We start from the raw sequence: 20108 nt of genomic DNA on the forward strand, positions 1-20108 counted from the left end.
AATGCGGAGCGGGTCCCGGTGTTCCTCAGCTAGGAACCAATCAACCGGAGCGAGATTGTCGGTCAGGTATCCGCCAGTTGGTCGGCCCGGATGGCTCAGCTCTTTTCACCCGCCGCCGATACGTGGATGCGGTTGTTCCTCGTTGGAAGTCTTTCGCTGATGGCCGGTGGCACGGTTGGCATCATCGGCTTCGCGCGGTCTACCTACATGACCTCGACCGATATCCGTCCGCAGCAACCGGTGCCGTTCAGCCATCGTCACCACGCGGGCGAACTTGGGATCGATTGCCGCTACTGCCACAACAATGTCGAACAAGGCCCCCAGGCCGGCCTGCCATCGACGGAAACTTGCATGACCTGCCACTCCCAGATCTGGACCAACGCCGCGATGCTGGAACCAGTCAGGCAGAGCCTTGCTCATCACATGCCGATCGAATGGACGCGCGTCGCAAAGCTGCCGGACTACGTCTATTTCCGCCATGACATCCACATTGCCAAGGGCGTCGGGTGTGAGAGCTGTCACGGCCGCATCGATAAGATGGCGCTGACGTATCGCGCCAAACCGTTCACCATGGAGTTTTGCCTGGATTGTCATCGCGATCCCGCACCGAGGCTACGGCCGCCTGAGCACATCACCGACATGGCGTGGACGCCGCCGGTCGACGCGCGCGCCAAAGGCGAGGCGATCGCCGCGCATGAAAAGATCCGCTTTGGCGAACTCACCCACTGTTCCGTGTGTCACCGATGAAGCGCGACGCTCGACCCTACCGCGATCAAGTCGCGCCGCGACAAGGCGGCCAATGGTCGGGCGTCGAGGAACTGTCTGATGATCCAGCGTTCCAGGCCTTCGTCGATGCAGAATATCCGGCCGCGCAACAATTTTCGCCGACCGCCAGGCGCGAGTTTCTCAAGCTAATGGGAGCATCCTTCGCGCTCGCGGGGCTTGCCGGTTGCGAGAAGAGCCCATTCGTAGCCGCGTTGCCCTACGTCGATCAACCCGACGACGCGACGATCGGAATTCCACGTATCTATGCGACCGCGACGGTCTTTGACGGATATGCGCAGCCGGTGCTCGCGACGACCTATTCGGGACGTCCGACCAAGCTGGACGGCAATCCCGATCATCCCGTCACCCAAGGCCGTAGCGACGTCTTCATGCAGAGCGCGGTGCTTGGGCTCTACGATCCCGACCGTGCCCAAGCACCGACGCGCCGCGGCGAACCGGTGAGCTGGAAGGATGTGGTTGCGGCAATCGGCGTCCTCCGCGAGGGATGGACCAAGGATGGAGGAGAGGGCCTGCGGCTGCTGGTCGGTCCGATCACGTCGCCAACATTGTTGCGGCAGTTCGATGCGCTGCTGAAGCAATTCCCCAAAGCGCGCGTTCATCTCCATGCTCCGACCGGCGGCTCCGCGCAGCAGTCACTCGTGACCGCCGCGTATGGAAAGCCGTTGGACCTGCATTACGCACTCGAGCAATGCGATGTCATTGTCAGTCTCGACGGTGACCTTCTAGGCCCGGGCCTCGATCAGGTGCGCAATGCGCGGGGCTGGGCAACCTCCCGGCATCGAGTTGCCGATCGTCCGGGCAACCGCCTGTTCATGGCGGAGAGCGTGCCGTCGGCGACCGGCGCGATGGCGGGCAACCGGCTGATCGCCGATGCCTCGCGCATGCCCGTTCTCGCCGAAGCGTTGGCAAAGGCGCTTGGCGTTTCCGGCGCTGCCGCCGGAGAACTCACGGATCGAGAGCGCGACTGGATCGGGCGCGCAGCTGACGCTTGCGGCAGGGCGCGCGGCAAGTCGCTGGTTGTCGCCGGCGCAGTCGGCGGCGAGGCCGCGGCGATCTGCGCTGCGCAGATCAATGATGCCCTTGGCAATGCCGGGCAGACGCTCAAGTTCACAGATCCGATCGCCGGCCCGGCGGGCGCGGCGACGCTTGCTGAACTGATCTCCGACATCGATGCGGGAAAGGTCCATTCCGTCATCGTGATCGACTGCAATCCGGCCTACAGCGTTCCCGGCGAGCTCAACGCAGCGGGAGCTCTGCAGCGCGTGCGGACATCGCTTCATGTCGGCCTGCAGCGCGACGAAACCGGCGTGCTCTGCGAGTGGCAATTGGCCCTTGCGCATGCGCTTGAGAGTTGGAGCGACGCGCGAGCGGTCGATGGTACGGCGACCATCATCCAGCCCGTAATCGCACCTTTCTATGACGTGAGAACCATCCATCAGATCCTCGCGATGCTGCTTGGCGAGATCAATCCCGCCTCCGATGCGGCCGTGCGCGAGACCTGGCAGGCCGCGTTCGGCGACGCATTTTCAACACGCTGGAAGCAGGCGCTCCATGATGGATTCGTCCAGGGCGCTGCGGCATTTGTGGACGCCAGGCCCAGCAGCGCAGCGGTCACTGCGCCGCCGACGCAAGGTGCGGTCGACATCGTGTTCCGGCCCGACCCGACGGTTTGGGATGGGCAGTTCGCCAATGTCGGCTGGCTGCAGGAACTGCCGAAGCCTCTAACGACAGTCACATGGAGCAATGTCGTCGCGATCGCTCCCGATCTGGCGAAGCGCATCCCGATCGCCAGCGGCGATCATGTGGAGGTGCGAATTGGCAAGCGCAGCGTCACCGGTCCGGTCTGGATCATGCCGGGCCAGGCCGGCAACACGGTTGCGCTCTATCTCGGCTATGGCCGGACGCGGGCAGGGCGTGTCGGAGATGGTCGCGGCTATGACGCCTACCAGGTGCGGCCGGCAGATCAGCCGTGGCTCGCCAAGGGCAGCCTGCGCAAGGTCGATGGCACTGAAACGCTCGCGGTGACGCAGCTACATCACCGCATGGAAGGTTTTGATTTCGTCCGCGAAGTGAACCCGGGCGACGTCGCAAAGCCGACATTGTCCGAGCAGGCGAGCTTCTATCCCAATTGGGCGTCATCCGAGAATGCCTGGGGCATGGTGATCGATCTCGATGCCTGTATCGGCTGCAATGCCTGCGTCGCGGCTTGCACGGCCGAGAACAACGTGCCCGTGGTAGGCGCCGACCAGGTCAAGGTCGGCCGTGAAATGCACTGGCTGCGGATCGCCCGCTATTACGACGGCAGCATCGAGGAACCCAGGAGTTTCTTCCAGCCGGTGCCCTGCATGCATTGCGAGGATGCGCCCTGCGAGATGGGATGCCCGGTGCATGCGACGACGCACAGCCCGGAAGGGCTCAACCAGATGGTCTACAATCGCTGCATCGGGACCCGGACCTGTTCGAGCTATTGCCCCTACAAGGTGCGGCGCTTCAATTTCTTCGACTACCGGGCGCCTGCCGAGTCCCCGACGCAGGCTGCGCACAATCCCGAAGTGACCGTGCGTTCGCGCGGTGTGATGGAGAAATGCACCTATTGTGTCCAGCGCATCGAGGCGGCCCATGTCACAGCGGACAAGGACAGCCGTCCGCTGCGCGACGGCGAGGTCGTGACCGCCTGCCAGCAGGCCTGTCCGACCAAGGCGATCGTGTTCGGCGATATCAAGGATCCCAATTCGGAAGTGGCCCGGCTGAAGCGAGATGGCCGGCACTACGTTCTGCTGGAAGAGCTAGGAACGCGGCCCCGCACGACCTATCTGGCGCGCTGGCGGGATGACGGCTCGGGGAGCGGGCAGGAATGAGCGATCGCAACGACATCCTGCCGACGCGCCAGACCATGGCCGGCATCGCCGATCAGCTCACGGGCATTCCGCTGCATTTCCCCGCGGAGCGTCGCTGGGTGATCGCGATGGCCTTCGCGAGCGCTCTGCTGTTGTTGCTGATGATCTCGATGACCGAGCTGTTCACGCGCGGGGTCGGCATCTGGGGCATCAACATCCCCGTCAACTGGGCGTTTGCGATCCACAATTACGTCTGGTGGCTCGGTATCGGCCATGCCGGCACGCTGATCTCGGCGCTGCTGCTGCTGACCGGCAGCGAATGGCGCAACTCGCTCAACCGCTTCGCCGAGACCATGACGCTGTTCGCTGTCGTCTGCGCCGGCATCTACCCGATCCTGCACCTCGGCCGGCCCTGGTACGTCTACTGGATGTTTCCCTATCCCGCGACGATGGGTGTTTGGCCGCAGTTTCGCAGCCCGCTGGAGTGGGACATCTGGGCGGTGCTGACCTATCTCACGGTCTCCCTGGTGTTCTGGTACACCGGATTGATCCCGGACCTTGCCGCCGCGCGGGACCGTGCGACCAAGCGCGGCTGGCAGATCTTCTTCGGCATCACCTCGCTCGGCTGGCGCGGCGCCGCGATACATTGGCTACGCTGGTCGCAGGCCTATCGGGTAACCGCGGCGCTCGCCGTGCCTTTGGTCGTGTCCGTTCACAGCGAGGTGTCGCTGCTGTTCGCATCCGGGCAGATCCCGGGATGGCACTCGACGATCTTCCCGCCGTATTTCGTGCTCGGTGCGGCGTTCTCCGGCTTTGCGGTAGTCGCCATCATCGCGGTCGCGCTGCGCTCCTGGTTCGGGCTCCGAAACCTGGTCACCGATGACCATCTCGACGTTCTCGGCAAGGTGTTGCTCGCGACAGGACTGATGACCGGCTACGGCTATGTTTTCGAGGTATTCGACGCGCTCTATTCCGGCGAAGCGCATGAGATGCGGACGCTGCTGGATCGCGTCGCCGGCGTCTACGCCTGGACCTATTGGGGCGCCGTGCTCTTCAACTTCGTGCCGCTACAGGCGTTGTGGTGGCGGGGCGTGCGCCGCTCCGGATGGGCGCTGCTCCTGATCTCGATTTCGGTTGCGGTTGGGATGTGGCTGGAACGCGACATGATCCTGGTCACCAGCCTCTATCGCGACTTCCTGGTGTCGTCGTGGAGCAAGTTCACGCCGACCTTCTGGGACTGGTCAACCTACCTTGGCACGATCGGCCTGTTTCTGGTGCCGTTCCTGATCGCAATTCGCATCATCCCGATGATCTCGATCTTCGAGACCAAGGAGCTTCTCCACGAGGAAAAGGAGAAAGGGCATCATGGCTGAGCGAGCCTATGGAATGCTCGGAGAATTCGAGAGCTCGGAGGCATTATTGGCTGCCGCACGACAAGCGCGCGCGGCCGGCTATCGCGAGCTCGACGCGTTCACGCCGTTTCCCGTCGAGGGCCTGGCGCGTATCCTGAAGATTCAGCGCCCAACTATCTCTCTTGTCGGCCTGATCAGCGCCTTTGCTGGAGGGGGTACAGCGCTCTTGATGCAGGTCTTCGTGAACTACGATTATCCCCTGAATGTTGGCGGCCGGCCAGTCTACGCATTATCGGCTTTCGCCGTGGTCACGTTCGAACTGACGATCTTGTTTTCCGCGGTCGCCATGGTGGTCGCCATGCTCTGGCAGAACGGCCTGCCGCGCCTCAACCATCCCATCTTCGCGGCGGCGCGCTTCCACCTCGCCAGCAAGGATCGCTTCATTCTCTGCGTCAAAAGTGAGGATCCGATGTTCGACGAGCAGGAGACCGCGGTGTTCCTGGCCGGTGCGGGCGCTGCATCGGTGGAGCGAGTGCCGCCATGATCAGATTGGCGCTCACCATTGCATTCGCTTTGTCGCTCGCAGCCTGCGACCAGAACATGGATGTGCAGCCGAAATACAGCGAGTATTCCCGGGCGCCGCTGTTCCGCGGCAGCGTGTTGCGCGCCCCGCCCGCCAACACCGTGGCGCGCGACGATCTGGATGGGGAGAGGGCGGCGACAACCAAACCCGCGTTGTCCGCCGAGCTGCTGGATCGCGGGCGGCAGCGGTTTTCGATCTTCTGCTCGCCATGTCACGGCGCGGGCGGCGACGGCGATGGCATCATCGTGCATCGCGGGATGCCGCACCCGACTAGCTACCACGACGATCGTCTGATTGCGGCTGACGATCAGCACTTCTTCGATGTTATCACCAACGGGTATGGCGCAATGTACTCTTACGCCGCGCGAGTGCCCCCCAAGGACCGCTGGGCCGTCGTGGCGTATATCCGCGCCCTGCAGCTCAGCCGCCGCGCCTCAATCGAGGACGTGCCGCCAGATCAACGCACCAAGCTCACGGAGCAGCCATGAGCGTGCGCCGCGACATGAGGATATTCGTTCTCTTCGTTGCGGGATTGACCCTCGCGGCGGGCTTCATCCTTGATGGCCGTTCGACGGCGGCGGCTTATCTCGTGGCCTGGGTGACGTGGGCCGCGGTCCCGATCGGAGCGCTGGCGCTGTGGATGACGAGCTATCTCGTCCGCCGCGCCTGGACCGAGGCGCTCTACGTGCAGTTCGTCGCCGCGACGGCAACGTTACCGGTCATCGCCCTGGCGTCGCTGCCCATCCTGCTTTTCCTGAAGCAGCTCTATCCGGCAATGGCCGAACCGTCGGCTTTGCCGCCGTTCAAGGCGTATTATCTTGCACCCTGGTTTTTCGTGTTGCGCGGCGCGATCTACTTTGGACTCTGGATCGGCTTCGCGATGTGGCTCCGCTGGGCATGGCGCAACGACGCCGCCATGGTGCGCGCCGCGTCGGCAGGATTGATCGCCTACGCCTTGACCGTGTCGCTCGCCGGCATCGACTGGATGGAATCGCTCGAGCCGAACTTTCATTCATCGGTCTACGGCCTCCTTTTCGTTAGCTTTACGCTGCTTGGCGGCTTCGCGTTCGTGCTCGGCATCAGCCTGCTCTCGGCAGGCTGGATCGGCCGCAGCGCGGGCTACAGCGGACTGCTGCTCTCGCTGATCCTGCTGTGGGGCTACCTTCATGCCATGCAGTACATAGTTATCTGGTCGGGCAATATCCCGGACGAGGTGTCATGGTATGAGGCCCGGTCGGAACACGGGTGGCAATACCTGCTTGCCGGTGTCGCGCTCGGACAGTTCGTGCTGCCGTTCTTCGCGCTGCTGAGCGCGAGGGTTCGGTCCGGCCCCCGCGCGCTCATGATGCTCTGCGGGCTGACGCTCCTGATGCGCTGGTGCGAGGCCGCCATTCTGATCCTGCCGGCGATCCACCATATCGCGCCACCGACGACCGCCCTGATGCTGCTTGCGTCGGTGCTGTTCGTTGGGGCGCTGCTGTGGCTGGCCTTCGAGCGAGGGCTGACGAATGACCGGCGCCTCTTCAGCCAGGCTTGGGCGAGGCGTCCCGCCGGATCAGAAGCGCCACGAGCGCGATGAGCGTGATCATCGTGATCACGCCGGCACCAGCCAGCACCCGCCAGACCGCAGGCGTGTAGATACCGGTTGCGGGATCGAAGCCATAGCACAGCAGGCGAACCCGATCTGACCATCCGCCCACCCGGCCATGACCGGCATCGACAAGCGCTCCCCGAAAAGTTTCTGGATCGAGAGCGATACCAGACAGAGCGCGCGCAATCCGGCCCTCTGGCGTGACAACGAATACTGCGACTGGGTGAGCGAACTGATCTCGCTCCGCATCATAGCTTGTCCGGATGCCAAGCGCGGTTAACAACTCGCTCGTATCTGCCGAAGACCCCCGCAGAAAGACCGATTGATCTGGCAGATCGTCACGAGGGCTGAGTTGCGCGGCCTTCATTGCCAAAGCATCTTCCGCCGTGTCTTTCGGATCGAGGCCGAACACGATCAACCTGAAGTCAGTTCCCGCTCTGAGCCCGCTATCAGCGAGCGCATTTGATACGACGGATATCAGTGGACCACAGAGGGTGGTGCATGTGTAGTCCGCACTGATCCAAATGGTGGGTACGTCACCAAGCCAGTTCTTCAACTGTCTGGTCTCGTTCGCCTCGCTTGTAAGTGTCACCTGCAACGGCAATTGTTGGCCCGCGTAGGCCGCGAGCCCGGCGTGCTCCAGTTGCGAGCGGTCGAGAGTCGCATGCGCACCCGAGGCGATGATTGCGAGAGTGACGGACACTCCCGCCCATGTCGAGATGACATAACGTGCGATTCGCCAAACGAGCGCCATGAGCAGCCTTCGGATCCTGGTTTGGGAAACCACAGCGGGGCCCATTGGTTCCAGGGGAGCTGCGCCGCCCTGTTCACCGGCGTTTGTAAGGCCAGCAACCGGCGGACGACTTGGCGGATCGCTTGTTGTCTAGAGGGAGCTAACCGCAGCGAGATGACTTGAGGAACTTACTCATCTCACGCGCCTCGTCCATCCGTCGTGCTCGACGCAACAGTGCCTCGCGCGTGGTGCTTGCAGCGACTAATACAATTGATCCATGAGACCCGTCTGACGCAGCACGAGATCGCCCAAAGATCGGGCGCACTGAGGCTGCAGTCAACGCGCGGCCGGCGATCATCAGACGGCGGGTCGCCACCGATGCATCGAGGAGCTTTCAAGATCAGAGGCGCTCCCAACTGGCCGCCGTGTCCAGCTTGCGGAAAGGGAATGGCAACCATGAAGCACAGCGTCGATGACGAGGGCCGCGAATGGTGTCTGTTTGAATGCTTCAATTGCGGCCAGACCGAAAACTCGGAGCCTGAAAAGATCGGCCAGCAGGCATGTTGGAAGGGCAGCTTCTTTTGGGGCAGACTGAGGCCAGCTTTACTCGTTGGGCTCAAAGCTAACGATCCTGCGATTGCCTTCTCATTGCTCTACGGCGTGGCCCGAGTTGCTTTGCGTGCAGGCGTGCGTCGCTCTCAGTCTCGCAAAATAGGTCGATGCGGTGAACAATATGGCCGTCGGGCCTAATTATGTAGGCCTTCTACTCGTACATGGTGTCGCCCCAAACGCCTAGCGGAAGCAATTTAAAACAGGTCTAACCAATTCAACTTAAGGAACATCCGCCACGCGAGTCGCGGTGCCGCCTACGGTTCCAAGATGATCCGGTAGGCCTTCCTCTGTTCGGCTGTCGCGATGGCGCGCGCCAGCGCTGCAGGGTAGATCATCTGCTCGTTGAGCTTGATCTCATAGACGAGGAGGCCCCCGGTCGCCGAGACCAGGGTGAACTGCCAAAACCGGCGTCAGGCCGGCGGGCGCCCATGCTCGCGCTCGTAGCGGGCGGTATAGACCTCGATCTCAGCCATCGGTCTTATCCCGCTTTGCATGAGCGAGCGCCTTGGCTTTTTCGAGCGCTTAGTGGCTGTCGTAACTCCTCGGATCGAGTGACGCCCTTCGTTGTCGTCCCAATAGAAGTAGAAGCTCCGATCCGGCAGCCTGACCTCTAGCTCCCGCTGTCGGCAATTCCGACTCGCGCGTGTTTGATGATCCGGACGGAGTCATCATCCGCCATTCATGGCGTCCGGAACGGCACGACATCGCCGCCCGCCGCGCGGATCGCCACCCGTGCCAGTTCGATCGCGTCGAACCGGAGCTTAACGAGCGCATCAGCGACGGCCTTGGCGCTCCAGTTCACGGATGTTGCCTGCGTCTCCCGAACCCCAGCGCTTCATCGACTTGGCCGCACCGCTGCGGCACGCGGGCGCGGTTGCTGGCGTGATCGGTGCTCATCCGAACTTGAGCTGGGTAGAAGAGGGCATGGCTGCGCCTGGAATCGATGTGCTGCTGCTTTCACGGGATCGAACCATTCTGTTCGGCCCGCCCAATCTCGTCAACAAGCCCTTGAACATCGGCTCCCCCTTCGCGGCCAGCCGAGTTATCACCGCGTTTCCGAGCGAACGATGGCCCGACGGCAAGGACTACCTCACTGCGATCGTTCCGACCGTCGGCTTGGCGGACCTTTCGAGCTTCGGCTGGTCTCTTCTGGTTCGGCTGAATGCCGATGATGCCATGGCGCCAACGCGAGAGGTGATTCGGTCATTCTGGGTCATTGTCGGCGCTGGCGCCGTCGCCGCGCTGGTGCTGCTGTTTTGTGCCGCCCAGTGGCTCAGTGCGCCGCTGCGTCGGCTCGCGGACTCTGCCGATGCCATCGCGCCGATCCCGCCGCCCGCCCGCCGTATCAGGAGACCCGGTCCGAGGAGGCTGCAAGGCTGAGCGACGCGCTGGTCCGGATACTGTCGAAGCTGATGGGGCCGTTGACGCGGGTAAATGATCGGGTTGCTTCAGTGGAAGCGTAGGCGGGCGATTGCATCTGAAGTGCCTCGGCTCTGTCCTCCGAGACCCGTCCGGTGGAACCCGGATATCGGCCACAACCGGTTCATCCGGCAAGGGTGCCTTAACTGGCACGTGAAAAACTGCGGGTGGGAGGATACGATTTGACCGGCCAAAGTGGCGATCCTGGCAAGGCGCACATGACGCTCGCAGCCGCGGCATTCGTGGCGCTGGCTTGCGTCGCGATCATTGCACTCAGCTGCTGGCGCGAGTGGTCCTCGCGACAGCTCGAGTTGAAGAATGCCGAAACGGACATGGCCAATCTGGCTCGCTCACTGACGCAGCACGCCGAGGACACCTTCGAACTCACCGATACCGTTCTCAACGTGCTCGTAAACCAGTTCGAGCTGGAGGGAACCGGCCCGGCGGCCGTCGCCAAGGTCCAGGCCTTCCTCGCCCGGCGCAGAGCCGTGAACCGCATTCATGGCGTGTTCGTTTACGATGAGACCGGCCGTTGGCTCGCGACCAGCGAGCCGGTCACTTTCACCAACCTCAACAACAGCGACCGCGAATATTTTCAGCATCATCGGGCCTCCGCCGAGCGGGGGACCTATATTGGACGCCCGGTGAAGAGCAGGTCCGGGGGACAATGGATCATCACGGCGTCGAGACGATTCAATCATCCCGACGGCAGCTTTGCCGGCGTGGCTCTCACGACGATCGACGTCGGCTATTTTCTGCAATTCTATCACGGGTTCGACATTGGTCCTAACGGCTCTATCGCTCTTGCGACGGCGGACGGCACTATTCTCGCGCGGAGCCCCGATGACGGCAGCTACACGGGCCGCGACCTGTCCGGCGCTCCTCTCTTCAGGAATCTCCGGGAGCGGCCTGCTGAGGGGGCCTATTATTTCAGATCGCCTCTGGACGATGTCCAGCGCCTGAGCTTCTACAAGCTGAGTAATCGCTACCCCGTCATCGTCGTCGCCACACAATCCGAGGATGACGTGCTGGCCCCTTGGCGCAGGGCAGCGCTGTCGCGCATGGCTGTGGTCGTGGCTCTCATCGGCGCACTCGGTAGCGCAGGCCTCTTGCTGGTGCGCCAGCTGCGGCGAGGCCAGAAAATGGCGGCGGCGATTAGTGCAAAGGAAGCGGATTTCCGCCTCCTTGCCGAGCACTCGGGAGACATGGTCACGCGCATAAGCCTTGAGGGACGAATCCGATATGTTTCGCCATCAAGCTCTCGGCTTCTTGGTTGGGCACCCAACCAGCTCTTGGACACCCCGGCTCTCGCCGGCGTCAATGCTAACGACCTGCCCCAGGTTGAGCAGACGGTCTCCTTCTTGCGGACCGGCCAAGCCGAAGAGGCCAGGATCATCTATCGCAATCGGCATCGCGAGAAGGGTGAGATCTGGTTGGAAACCGCCCTGCGCGTGACCCGCAATCCCAAGAGCGGCGAGATTGACGGCGTGGTGGCTATCTCGCGCGACATGACAGAGCACAAGGACCTGGAAGACAAGCTCGCGGTTCTCGCCAGTTCGGATGGCCTGACGGGCCTGGCTAACCGCAGACATTTCGACGAGCAGCTAGAATCAGAGTGGGAACGGGCCAAACGCGAGGGGACGCCCTTGTCGCTGCTGCTTTTGGATGTCGATCACTTCAAGAAATTCAACGACCAGTACGGACACCAAGCCGGCGATGGCTGTCTTCGTTCCGTCGCCAGAGTCTTGAGCGAGCAGGCCCGGCGCCCCGCGGACGTGGCGGCGCGGTATGGCGGCGAGGAGTTCGCCTTACTGTTGCCGAACACCGACGCAGCAGGCTGCGCGCAGGTCGGCGAGCGAATCCGGCAGGCGATTCGCGACCTTGGTATCCTGCACGCGCTCAACCCGCCTTCAAGGCTGATCACCTTGAGCCTTGGCGGCGCAACACACCTGCCCGCCAGCGACAAGCTACATTGCGCGTCATTGATCGAGGCCGCGGACAAGGCACTCTACGCCGCCAAGGAGTGCGGACGCGATCGGCTCGTAATGTCAGGACAGGTGATCGCCTGGCCCACATCGATACGAGCTTGAAAAGCAATCCAGGAAATGAGGCTTTTATTGAGAATTTGGGGAGAGAACCTGTGACGTCGATCGCGACCTTGTTGGCGCGGGGATTCGAAGGTCGGATAAATTATCCGGACATTGCGCGTCGTCCGCTCAGCCGGGTGTGTCATTTTGTCCAGCTGTACGCGGCCGCGCGCCGACCTTCCGCAGGGCGCGCCGATAGCTATAAAGCAAGCGGATGGTGCGAATACTAGGCGTGGTGTAACCGCCGCCCCAGCGGTAAGGCGCATCGTATTCCTACTCGTAGGCGCCGGGTCCGCCGTATTCGCCTGCTCCATTTAGCCACTGATAATCAAGCAAATCGGTGCTGCAGCGCAGCTAATCCTTGGCCTGGGAGAGCACCGCGAACCCGTTATCGAGAGCCGTCTTGAAAACCGCTTTTAGGCCGGGATCCCGGAGCAGCTCTTCCGCGGCACTGAAATCTGCGACGGCATGCCAATTCATGCCGGCGGCGGGCGCCGGCAAAATCGCTGCTTCGAAAGCGTATGCGCTTCGGCCTTGCCCTTCGCCAGTAGGGCCTTGTTCAATAAATTTCCACAGCCGGTTCAAAGTGCCCCCACTCGTACGAGTACCGCGTGTTGGATTTGATCTCAGCCGGAGCGCGAAGTCGATAGGTGCGCTGGCAAATCGCCGAACCATCGGCCAGTCGGCTTTCGAATCGGCTGGCGCGCGACTTCTTGCGGCCTGCCTTCCGATCCTCGTGCGCTGTGGCCGCTCGAGATCCCAACCTCGTTGCGAAGGGCAAGTCAGATGGCGTTGTTGTGTCCGGTTCGAAAGGCGTGCGCCTTGTGCGGCAGGCTGTGATAGCCGTGCCTGATGAGGCTGGCTCCGGAGGACAAGATACGTCTGTGCGCAATGCGACGGCGCGCCGAACGAGCCGGCGGCCCGCAGATGGATCGAAAGCTTGGTGCGGGCGTCGACGAAATCCTGATCCCGCCTTCGGAAGACAACGCTCGCACGATCGGCCGTGCCCCGCCAGCAAAAGTCCGGGATGGATCGATCGGTAGGCCAGCGCAGCGACCCCGGCCTTCGAGGGGCGGTCCTCGTTTCGACCGAGCGGGCCCGGCCCTGCAGGTCGTGCGCCCCAAATTGGCACCTGGGTGTGCCCAGGAGCGTTCTTCGGAGAAGCCGTTCACTCAACTGGTGACGGCGGTCGCGCAGTTGCGGAAGGCCAGCCGACCGCTGGCAATCCGCGAACCTCCGTGATCAGTCTTCGAGGGCGACCACCACTTCCACCTCGCAACCTTTCGCCATGGGCGTCCTGGTCATGGTGCCTTTCATCTGCGCGGTCATCAGGTTGATCAGGCGCGTCCCCAAGCCGCCCTTGGCCTCCGCCGGGCATCCGATCCCATCATCCCGTACCGTGATCGCTACCTGCTCGCTTCTACTCCGGACATCGACTTCCACGGTGCCCGATCGTCCGTCCGGAAATGCGTATTTGAAGGCGTTAGTCACCAGCTCGTTGACGATCAAGCCGATCGACGCAGCCTGGGAGCTCTTCACGGCGATTTCGTCGCTAGTCACCCGTATCGCGATCGGGCGCAAACCCCGGTGGAAGTCCGCGAGACTTCCGCACAACGCCTGCAGATAGGCCGCGAGATCGACCGTGCTATTAACGGATGTGTGGCGCAGGCTGTCATGGACCTTCGCGACCACCTCGATGCGCGCCAAGGCCGAGGTGATCGCCGCCTGCACGGCAGGATTGGAGTCCGATCGCGCTTGCAGCCGCAGGATCGACATGATCGTAGCGAGATCGTTCCTGGTCCGATGCGCCAGCTCCATCAGCAGCACGTCGGCATAGGCTTTCGCTTCCGAGTGCTTCTCCAAGGCGGTGCGCAAGGCTTCCGTCACGGCCGCGATGCACAGTCCGCTTGCCAGGAAAATCAACAGCGGCAGGACCTCGGCGCTCAGAGGCGGCGGCATGAAGTATCGCAGGGCCAGCGCGGCGCTCGCGCCAGTGGCAAGGAAGCCGGAGCCGCGATCGAAGATGACTGAGGCCAGGAAAATGGCTGGAATGAACAACACCAGCGGATGGGGCCTCAACTGGTCATCCAGCAGCAGCTTCGTGACGAAAGCCAAGCCGACCAGCCCCAGGCTCAAAAGATACCGTGCCCAGATCGGGTATCTGGGCGTAACGGACATGAAACGAACCAGAAGCCGGTCCATGCAAGGCAACGAAGCAGTTAGACGACGTGTTCCTGTCGCATGACACCAGCGCCTGCGCCTGCTGTGTCCAGACTAAAGGCAGACGAGTCTTGCCGCTGCGCCAGCATTCGACCTGCGCCCTAGGAACGATTCAACAAAGCGTGGGTTCGTCTCGAAAGAAATCCCAGCAGAAATCCAAGAGGTAACGCCACTACGCGATCAGTGGAGGAGCTGAGGTGCGAGTCCAAGCGCATTCACGCCAAGCTAGCAAGAAGACCGGCAAATCCGCTGCGTCGGTGAAGAAGGCTGTCAAGAAAGTCGGCAACAGCCGGAAGCGCGTTGAGCGCGTCGACTCGGCTCCGCGGCGAAGAAGCGGAGCCGATACCCGGCCGGAACTGCTCGAACAGCTGCAAGGAACAAGGCTGACCTCAGGTGGTTGTACGGGTGGAATGGCCTCAGCGTTTCACCTCGAGGCTCAGCGGTTCCGGCTATCTTAGGGCTCCAGCACAGTCCCTCGCTGGAGCCTTTTTTGGGCACGAGGGGAGACCAGCGCGGTTTAAGTCTCGCTCTAGTGAAGAGATGGGACAAAGATCGGCCTCGGCGTTTATCCTGGCGCTGGGGCCGTTCTACCGAAGCGCTTCTTTTCCATCGCCTCCATGCCCGACGCGTTTCCAGTCGCCATAACCATAGATCCCCGACCAATGATGTATGACGGTCCCGCAACGTTCGCAGCTAAAGAGGCCAGAATTGATCACGTGAGGGGGCCCCCGCTTTTGGATCGCAGAATAAACAGCGCCGCAGCCTCGGCACGAAAAATAAACTATCACTATTGCCTTCCTCGCAAGGGCAAAGCCTACCAGCCCCTCCATAACGCGCCTAGGTATCTTGCGGCGGATTTGCGAAGCCACGTTAGCCGTCGATTCCTGAACCGGCGTCCTGGACGAAATCTCCGGACAGAGCCAGGCTCCGTGCGCCTTCAGCTGCAGCGCGCTATCGACGATCTAAGGGAAGCGCCAGGTCCAGTCGAGCCCGGACTTGGAGCTGACGCGCACGGTCTTGCCATCGCGCTCCTAACCTCTGGGAAAAATAGGTGCGGTCAGTCTCTCTGTCGAATTATTGAGCCTTGCGCTGGCTTTCCTGAATCAGGAGATGCCACTTTACGAATTCGGCCCGCTCCCTCGTGAGTTTCTCCGCCAGATCGCCGTTCTTTAGCAGCGCAGGAACCTTCCGTTCTCGGTCATAGACCATCTAGCCCTTGGTTCCCATTCGAACGAGGAACCTGGCTTGCATAGCAAGTTCGGCATTGTTCATCGTGTGCCCCGATTGGCTAGTGCAATGCGCCAATTGAGCTCCCTGTCGACTGGGTGGTCATTTCACTATGTGAATTGTAGACCATCGACTTTAGTCGAACAGATCTTTTCCGGCCTGGTTCATTCTCACAAAGGTCCCGCTCTTGTAGTACTCGAGTCACCGCGGGCGTATCGCCAAGCGTCGTTCCGATCTCCTGGGTGGCAATCACATCGAGGGAGCTAGCCTGGTTGCGGTCTGCGACCCCGATCCGCGCGTGCTGACGCGGTTGCAGGGAAGTTCTCCGTCGCGGCCCACTACGACATGGATGAGTTCCTGGCACGAAAGGATATCGTTGCGATCGCCGTGCTGACGCCGAGCGGGCTGCATCCCGCGCACGCTGGCGCCGGATTTTGCAAGCGACAACGTCGCAAGCCTCGAGGCGGACAGGGCATGGATCCTCAATCTCTACAAGGCGTTGATCGTGCTGCGGCGAATGCTGCCGCAGCTCGTCCATGGCAGCTATGAGCCGGTAACGGCGCATGGCGATGTCCTGCTCTACCGGCGGCGTAACGCCGAAGGCGTCGCCATGATCGCGCTGAATTTCGGCGCAGCCCGCGCGTCGGTCTCCTCCAGCGCGATCGGCTTCAGCAACGAGGTTCTGCTGTCGACCTTCATGGACCGACAGGGCGAAAAGATCGAAGGCGTCCTCGACCTGCGCTCCAACGAGGGCGTGATCTTGGGGCCGTATCAGGACGACTAACGTGCTGCGCGCGGCTCGTTGGTGTCAATGTCGCTGCGCTTGAGCAGGTAGTCGAGCCCGCCGACCCGGTACCAGCGATAGCCGTAGGCCTCGATCAGGAGCTTGTGACGCCCGGTATCGTCGGCGCGGCTGTGATCCTCGGTCAGGAGGTTCACGAGAAGATTGCCGGCGTCGTCAGGCAGCCGGACATTGAACGAGACCTCAAGCGGCTTTTCCGCGAAATTATGCACGAACAATACCGAGTTGTTACGCCAGTCGTAACGAATGACCAGTACGGCAGGACTTCGGGTACTAATAACCTTGAAGTCTCCCCAGCCGATCTCGGGGACTTCCTTGCGCATACGGATAATGCGCTCGGTCCAGTTCAGCATCGAATTCGGATCGCGGCGCTGCTTGGCTGCGTTGACGTGTTCATAGCCATAGGGACCCTCGTCGATCACAGGCACACATGGCCGATCGCTCTCGGTAAAGCCGCCGTGCGGCTCGGTCGACCATTGCATCGGCGTGCGTGCGCAAGTGCGCTCCGGCAAGTCGAGATTATCGCCCATGCCGAGCTCATCGCCGTAGCGGATTACGGGCGTGCCGGGAAGCGTGCACATCAGACTGTAAGCGAGCTCCAGGCGCCGCCTGTCGCCGCCCAGCATGGGCGCAAGGCGCCGCCGGATGCCGCGGTCGTAGAGTTGCATGCTCTTGTCCGGACCGAATGCCTTGAAGACCGTCTCGCGCTGCGCCTTGGTGAGGCGGCCGAGGTCGAGCTCGTCGTGATTGCGCAAGAACAGGCCCCATTGCGCGGTCGCGGGCCGTGGCTTGGTCGCCGTCAGTGCCTTCGCCAGCGGTTTTGTGTCGGCCGATGCCAGCGCGTAAAACAGATGTTGATTGACGTGGAAGTTGAACATCATCTGCATGCGGTCGCCGTCGCGCCCGAAATACTCCATATCCGTCTCGGGCGGCACGTTGGCTTCGGCGAGGATGATCGCGTTGCCCTGACGCCATTGCAGGAATTCGCGAAACGATCGCAGCATGTCATATTGCTCGATCGGCTTGCGCACCGATGCGCCCTTGGTCGCGATCACGAATGGCACGGCGTCCATGCGGAATCCCGAGACGCCGAGCTGGATCCAGAATCCCATGATCTTAAGGATCTCGGCCTGCACGTGCGGGTTCGATGTGTTGAGGTCCGGCTGGAAATCGTAGAAGCGATGAAAGTACCAGGCGCCCGCCTGCTTGTCGTGCGTCCAGGTCGTTTTCTGAACGCCGGGAAACACCATGCCCGTGTTGGCGTTCGCCGGCTTGCTGTCCGACCAGACATACCAGTCGCGGAAGGGCGAGTCCTTCGAGCTCCGTGCCGACTTGAACCAGGCGTGCTGATCCGAGGTGTGATTGACGACGAGGTCAATGATCACGCGAATGCCGCGTTGCTGGCAGCCATGGGTGAATTCGACAAAATCTCCCAGCGTGCCGTAGCGCGGATCGACGCCGTAATAGTCTGAAATGTCGTAGCCGCCGTCCCTGTTGGGCGAAGTCTGAAATGGCATCAACCAGATCGTGGTGATGCCGAGCCCGTCCAGGTAATCCAGACGCCGCAGCAGGCCACCGAAATCGCCGACGCCATCGCCGTTGGCATCCATGTAGGTGCCAACGGACAGGCAATAGATCACGCCATTCTTGTACCAGAGGTCGTCGATCATCAGGCTATATATCCTCTCCGGCGAGGGCCGGAAGATAAGCGGCGAGGCGGCGACGGGTTCCTGCCAGAGTGTCATCCCGCAAGCTGCGGGATGACACTCCAAGCTGTGTTGCTACTGCCTGATCTGCGCCTTCAGCGTATCCTCGACGGCGCGTTCGAACGATGACGCCTTCGGCGCGCTCTTGCGGTGCTCGGCGACATATTTGTCGCGCTTGGCGACCAGCGCGGCGAGCTTCTCGTTCAGCGCCTTGCGCTGGGCGATCTGCTTGTCGATCTCGGCGCTGCGTGCCTCCGGCTTCATGGCGCGGAGGTTGTCGGGCAGGTCCTCCTCCTTGACCTTGGTGATCTCGTTGCGGCCCGCCGCGACGTCGGCGACGAGGTCGCCGTCTCCGGTCACCGCCTCCGACGTCAGCCTGGCGCGCTTGTTGATGAAGCTCGCCATCTCCGAAGCCCGGGCCGGTGAGGCCGCGGCGACGCTTGCGAGCTGCTGGGTCTTGGATTCCGTGCGCTTCTGCAGCGCGCGCGGGCCGTAGGGGATCACGGTGCCGTTGATCTGGCGCTGCAGGATGATGATGGCCTCGTCGAACGGCGTCTCGATGGTGACGATCTGGCCGCCATCCTGCGGGATCGGGATGAACTCGCCGTTGCCGTGCTGCGCGATATCGCGCCACACCCGCTCGGTATCCTGCGCGTTGCCGGCGAGCACGGCGTTGACGATGATGTCGCGCTGCTTGGCGACCGCGAGCGTGACCGGATATTTGGTGTCCTGCGCATAGTCCATGTGCGGCGGGGCGTCGCCGACCAGGAACACGATCCGCGTGCCGTCGCGTCCTTGCGTCCACTGCATCTTGTTGACGGCGACGTCGAGCGCCTCGTTGACGCTCTCCGGCCAGTCGCCGCCGCCGCGCGCCTTCAATTCCAGCAGATTGGCGTAGAGGTCCTGGATGTCGCGGGTCAGCTCGACCTTCTTCGTCACATAGTCATCGCCGATGTCGCGATAGGCGATCAGGCCCATCCTGATGTCGGCGTCGGGATTGGAATCGACGATCGCGGTAGCAATCGACCAGATCTTGCGCTTGGCGCCCTCGATCAATCCGCCCATCGAGCCGGTGGTATCGAGCACGAAGGCGACCTCGACCACGGGCTTGGCGATGGCCGAGGACAGTCCGGCTGTTAGCGGCAGGGTTGCGAGAGCGAAGACGAACGAGCGAAGTGTGATGCGCGACCGCATGGGTCTCTCCTGCAGTGGTTTCGTCCCTCGGAACCCAGGTTCCACCGGCTTCGCGGTGGCTTGAGGCCGGAATCAAGGCGGCTTCCTCGCGAATTTGCGGCCGATTCCAGCGCTGCCGTTGGGCTCTATTCCTGCGAGCATGATCTTGACGGAAAACCGGATTCCACTTTTCCGGATCATGCTCGATGGAATCGGTTAATCTCCTTGGATGGAGTCACCCGCCCGCCAGATCGCGCTCGTGCCTGCGCCCGACCGACGTCAGTCGGAGACCGCGCTTGCGATCGCACGCGGCACCGCGAGGCTCCTTCGATCGTTGGGATTTTCCTGCATCAGCGAGTTGCCGCTGCCGTCCGGCCGAAGGGCTGATCTGGTGGCGCTGAACGAGCGCGGCGAGATCTGGATCGTCGAGATCAAGTCATCGCTCGAGGATCTGCGCGCCGACCAGAAATGGCAGGACTACCGGATGCATTGCGACCGGCTGTTCTTCGCCTTCACGCAGGATCTGCCGTGCGAGATCTTCCCGGCCGACACCGGCCTGATCATCGCCGACGCCTATGGCGCGCATCTGCATTGCGAGGCGCCGGAGCATCGCCTGCCGGCGGCCACGCGTAAGGTGATGACGGTGCGCTTTGCGATGGCGGCGGCACAGCGGATCAACCGCTTGGTCGATCCACAAGGGCACGAGTTTTAGGGACAGTGATCCGTTCATCCTCAAGCACTCGACCCGTCATCCTGAGGAGCGCGTAGCGCGTCTCGAAGGGTGCACGGCCACAAGCCGGGCCGTTCATCCTTCGAGGCTCGCTCCGCTCGCACCTCAGGATGACGGGGGACGTGCTTGTAGGATGGCTAGAGCAGATTCCGATCACGCTGAACCATATCCCGCGGCCTGGAAGTAGTTTGAGCATTCTTGCGGTGTGAAGGTGTGGAAGGCGTCTGCGATCGCTGTTTCCAAGGTCTCG

General features: G+C 62.2%; 17 protein-coding genes and 1 pseudogene. 12 read left to right on the top strand and 6 right to left on the bottom strand.

The features are described from left to right. Window positions 1–90 precede the first annotated feature (90 nt). Genes AC628_RS10805 through AC628_RS42055 form a run of 6 tightly spaced genes read left to right on the top strand, consistent with a single transcriptional unit; the run spans window position 91 to window position 7137 of the window. Window positions 91–747, top strand: a complete 657-nt coding sequence (locus tag AC628_RS10805; RefSeq protein ID WP_074126830.1) for a cytochrome c3 family protein — start codon at window positions 91–93, stop codon at window positions 745–747. Beyond that, window positions 744–3644 carry a TAT-variant-translocated molybdopterin oxidoreductase gene (locus tag AC628_RS10810; RefSeq protein WP_074126831.1) on the top strand — a complete coding sequence of 967 codons (2901 nt, stop codon included), beginning with the start codon at window positions 744–746 and terminating at the stop codon, window positions 3642–3644. The genes AC628_RS10805 and AC628_RS10810 overlap by 4 nt, the downstream gene beginning before the upstream one ends. Further along, window positions 3641–4996: an NrfD/PsrC family molybdoenzyme membrane anchor subunit gene (nrfD, locus tag AC628_RS10815; RefSeq protein WP_074126832.1), complete on the top strand. Its 1356-nt coding sequence runs from the start codon at window positions 3641–3643 to the stop codon at window positions 4994–4996. The genes AC628_RS10810 and nrfD overlap by 4 nt, the downstream gene beginning before the upstream one ends. Beyond that, window positions 4989–5519: a DUF3341 domain-containing protein gene (locus AC628_RS10820; RefSeq protein WP_074126833.1), complete on the top strand. Its 531-nt coding sequence runs from the start codon at window positions 4989–4991 to the stop codon at window positions 5517–5519. Before nrfD ends, AC628_RS10820 begins: the two co-directional genes overlap by 8 nt. Further along, the gene (locus AC628_RS10825) at window positions 5519–6046 is read left to right on the top strand and encodes a c-type cytochrome (protein ID WP_074126841.1); all 528 of its coding nucleotides are present in this window, start codon (window positions 5519–5521) and stop codon (window positions 6044–6046) included. The genes AC628_RS10820 and AC628_RS10825 overlap by 1 nt, the downstream gene beginning before the upstream one ends. Beyond that, a complete protein-coding gene (locus tag AC628_RS42055; protein ID WP_083632770.1) occupies window positions 6043–7137 on the top strand; it encodes a hypothetical protein in 1095 nt (364 codons plus the stop codon). Before AC628_RS10825 ends, AC628_RS42055 begins: the two co-directional genes overlap by 4 nt. Here AC628_RS42055 and AC628_RS42765 read toward each other — a convergent pair. After that, entirely contained in the window at window positions 7082–7903 is an 822-nt protein-coding gene (locus AC628_RS42765; RefSeq protein WP_143201541.1) for an SCO family protein, read from the bottom strand. The two genes, AC628_RS42055 and AC628_RS42765, sit on opposite strands and share 56 nt — an antisense overlap. Before the next feature lie 435 nt (window positions 7904–8338). Between AC628_RS42765 and AC628_RS42770 the strand changes: the two genes are divergently transcribed. Then, entirely contained in the window at window positions 8339–8632 is a 294-nt protein-coding gene (locus AC628_RS42770) for a hypothetical protein (RefSeq protein WP_143201542.1), read from the top strand. Between the two features lie 541 nt (window positions 8633–9173). On the opposite strand, the gene AC628_RS45785 is transcribed toward AC628_RS42770, so the two are convergent. Further along, entirely contained in the window at window positions 9174–9296 is a 123-nt protein-coding gene (locus AC628_RS45785) for a hypothetical protein (RefSeq protein ID WP_283806551.1), read from the bottom strand. 41 nt (window positions 9297–9337) lie between these two features. Between AC628_RS45785 and AC628_RS10835 the strand changes: the two genes are divergently transcribed. Then, window positions 9338–9874: a hypothetical protein gene (locus tag AC628_RS10835; protein WP_143201543.1), complete on the top strand. Its 537-nt coding sequence runs from the start codon at window positions 9338–9340 to the stop codon at window positions 9872–9874. Between the two features lie 257 nt (window positions 9875–10131). Further along, entirely contained in the window at window positions 10132–12003 is a 1872-nt protein-coding gene (locus tag AC628_RS10840) for a diguanylate cyclase domain-containing protein (RefSeq protein WP_074126835.1), read from the top strand. A gap of 351 nt (window positions 12004–12354) precedes the next feature. Here AC628_RS10840 and AC628_RS42775 read toward each other — a convergent pair whose 3' ends face one another. After that, the gene (locus AC628_RS42775; protein WP_143201544.1) at window positions 12355–12585 is read right to left on the bottom strand and encodes a hypothetical protein; all 231 of its coding nucleotides are present in this window, start codon (window positions 12583–12585) and stop codon (window positions 12355–12357) included. A 657-nt stretch (window positions 12586–13242) separates the two neighbouring features. Further along, window positions 13243–14202: a sensor histidine kinase gene (locus tag AC628_RS10845; RefSeq protein WP_074126836.1), complete on the bottom strand. Its 960-nt coding sequence runs from the start codon at window positions 14200–14202 to the stop codon at window positions 13243–13245. Window positions 14203–14399: 197 nt separating this feature from the next. Between AC628_RS10845 and AC628_RS46105 the strand changes: the two are divergent. Together AC628_RS46105 and AC628_RS10860 are read left to right on the top strand one after the other, a co-directional pair. Next, window positions 14400–14528, top strand: a pseudogene (locus AC628_RS46105) (DUF3606 domain-containing protein); the annotation flags it as partial. Window positions 14529–15952: 1424 nt separating this feature from the next. Continuing rightward, window positions 15953–16231, top strand: a complete 279-nt coding sequence (locus AC628_RS10860) for a DUF3459 domain-containing protein (protein WP_245321129.1) — start codon at window positions 15953–15955, stop codon at window positions 16229–16231. Here the strand turns inward: AC628_RS10860 and AC628_RS10865 are convergent. Both AC628_RS10865 and AC628_RS10870 read right to left on the bottom strand, forming a co-directional pair. After that, window positions 16228–17919: an alpha-amylase family protein gene (locus AC628_RS10865; RefSeq protein WP_074126842.1), complete on the bottom strand. Its 1692-nt coding sequence runs from the start codon at window positions 17917–17919 to the stop codon at window positions 16228–16230. The two genes, AC628_RS10860 and AC628_RS10865, sit on opposite strands and share 4 nt — an antisense overlap. Before the next feature lie 111 nt (window positions 17920–18030). Then, window positions 18031–19149: a vWA domain-containing protein gene (locus AC628_RS10870; protein ID WP_074126837.1), complete on the bottom strand. Its 1119-nt coding sequence runs from the start codon at window positions 19147–19149 to the stop codon at window positions 18031–18033. Between the two features lie 208 nt (window positions 19150–19357). Between AC628_RS10870 and AC628_RS10875 the strand changes: the two genes are divergently transcribed. Further along, on the top strand, window positions 19358–19840 hold the full coding sequence (locus tag AC628_RS10875; protein WP_074126838.1) for an MmcB family DNA repair protein: 483 nt from the start codon (window positions 19358–19360) through the stop codon (window positions 19838–19840). The last annotated feature ends 268 nt before the right edge of the window (window positions 19841–20108 follow it).

The organism is Bradyrhizobium sp. NAS96.2 (assembly GCF_001908235.1).
Taxonomy (GTDB): Bacteria; Pseudomonadota; Alphaproteobacteria; order Rhizobiales; family Xanthobacteraceae; genus Bradyrhizobium.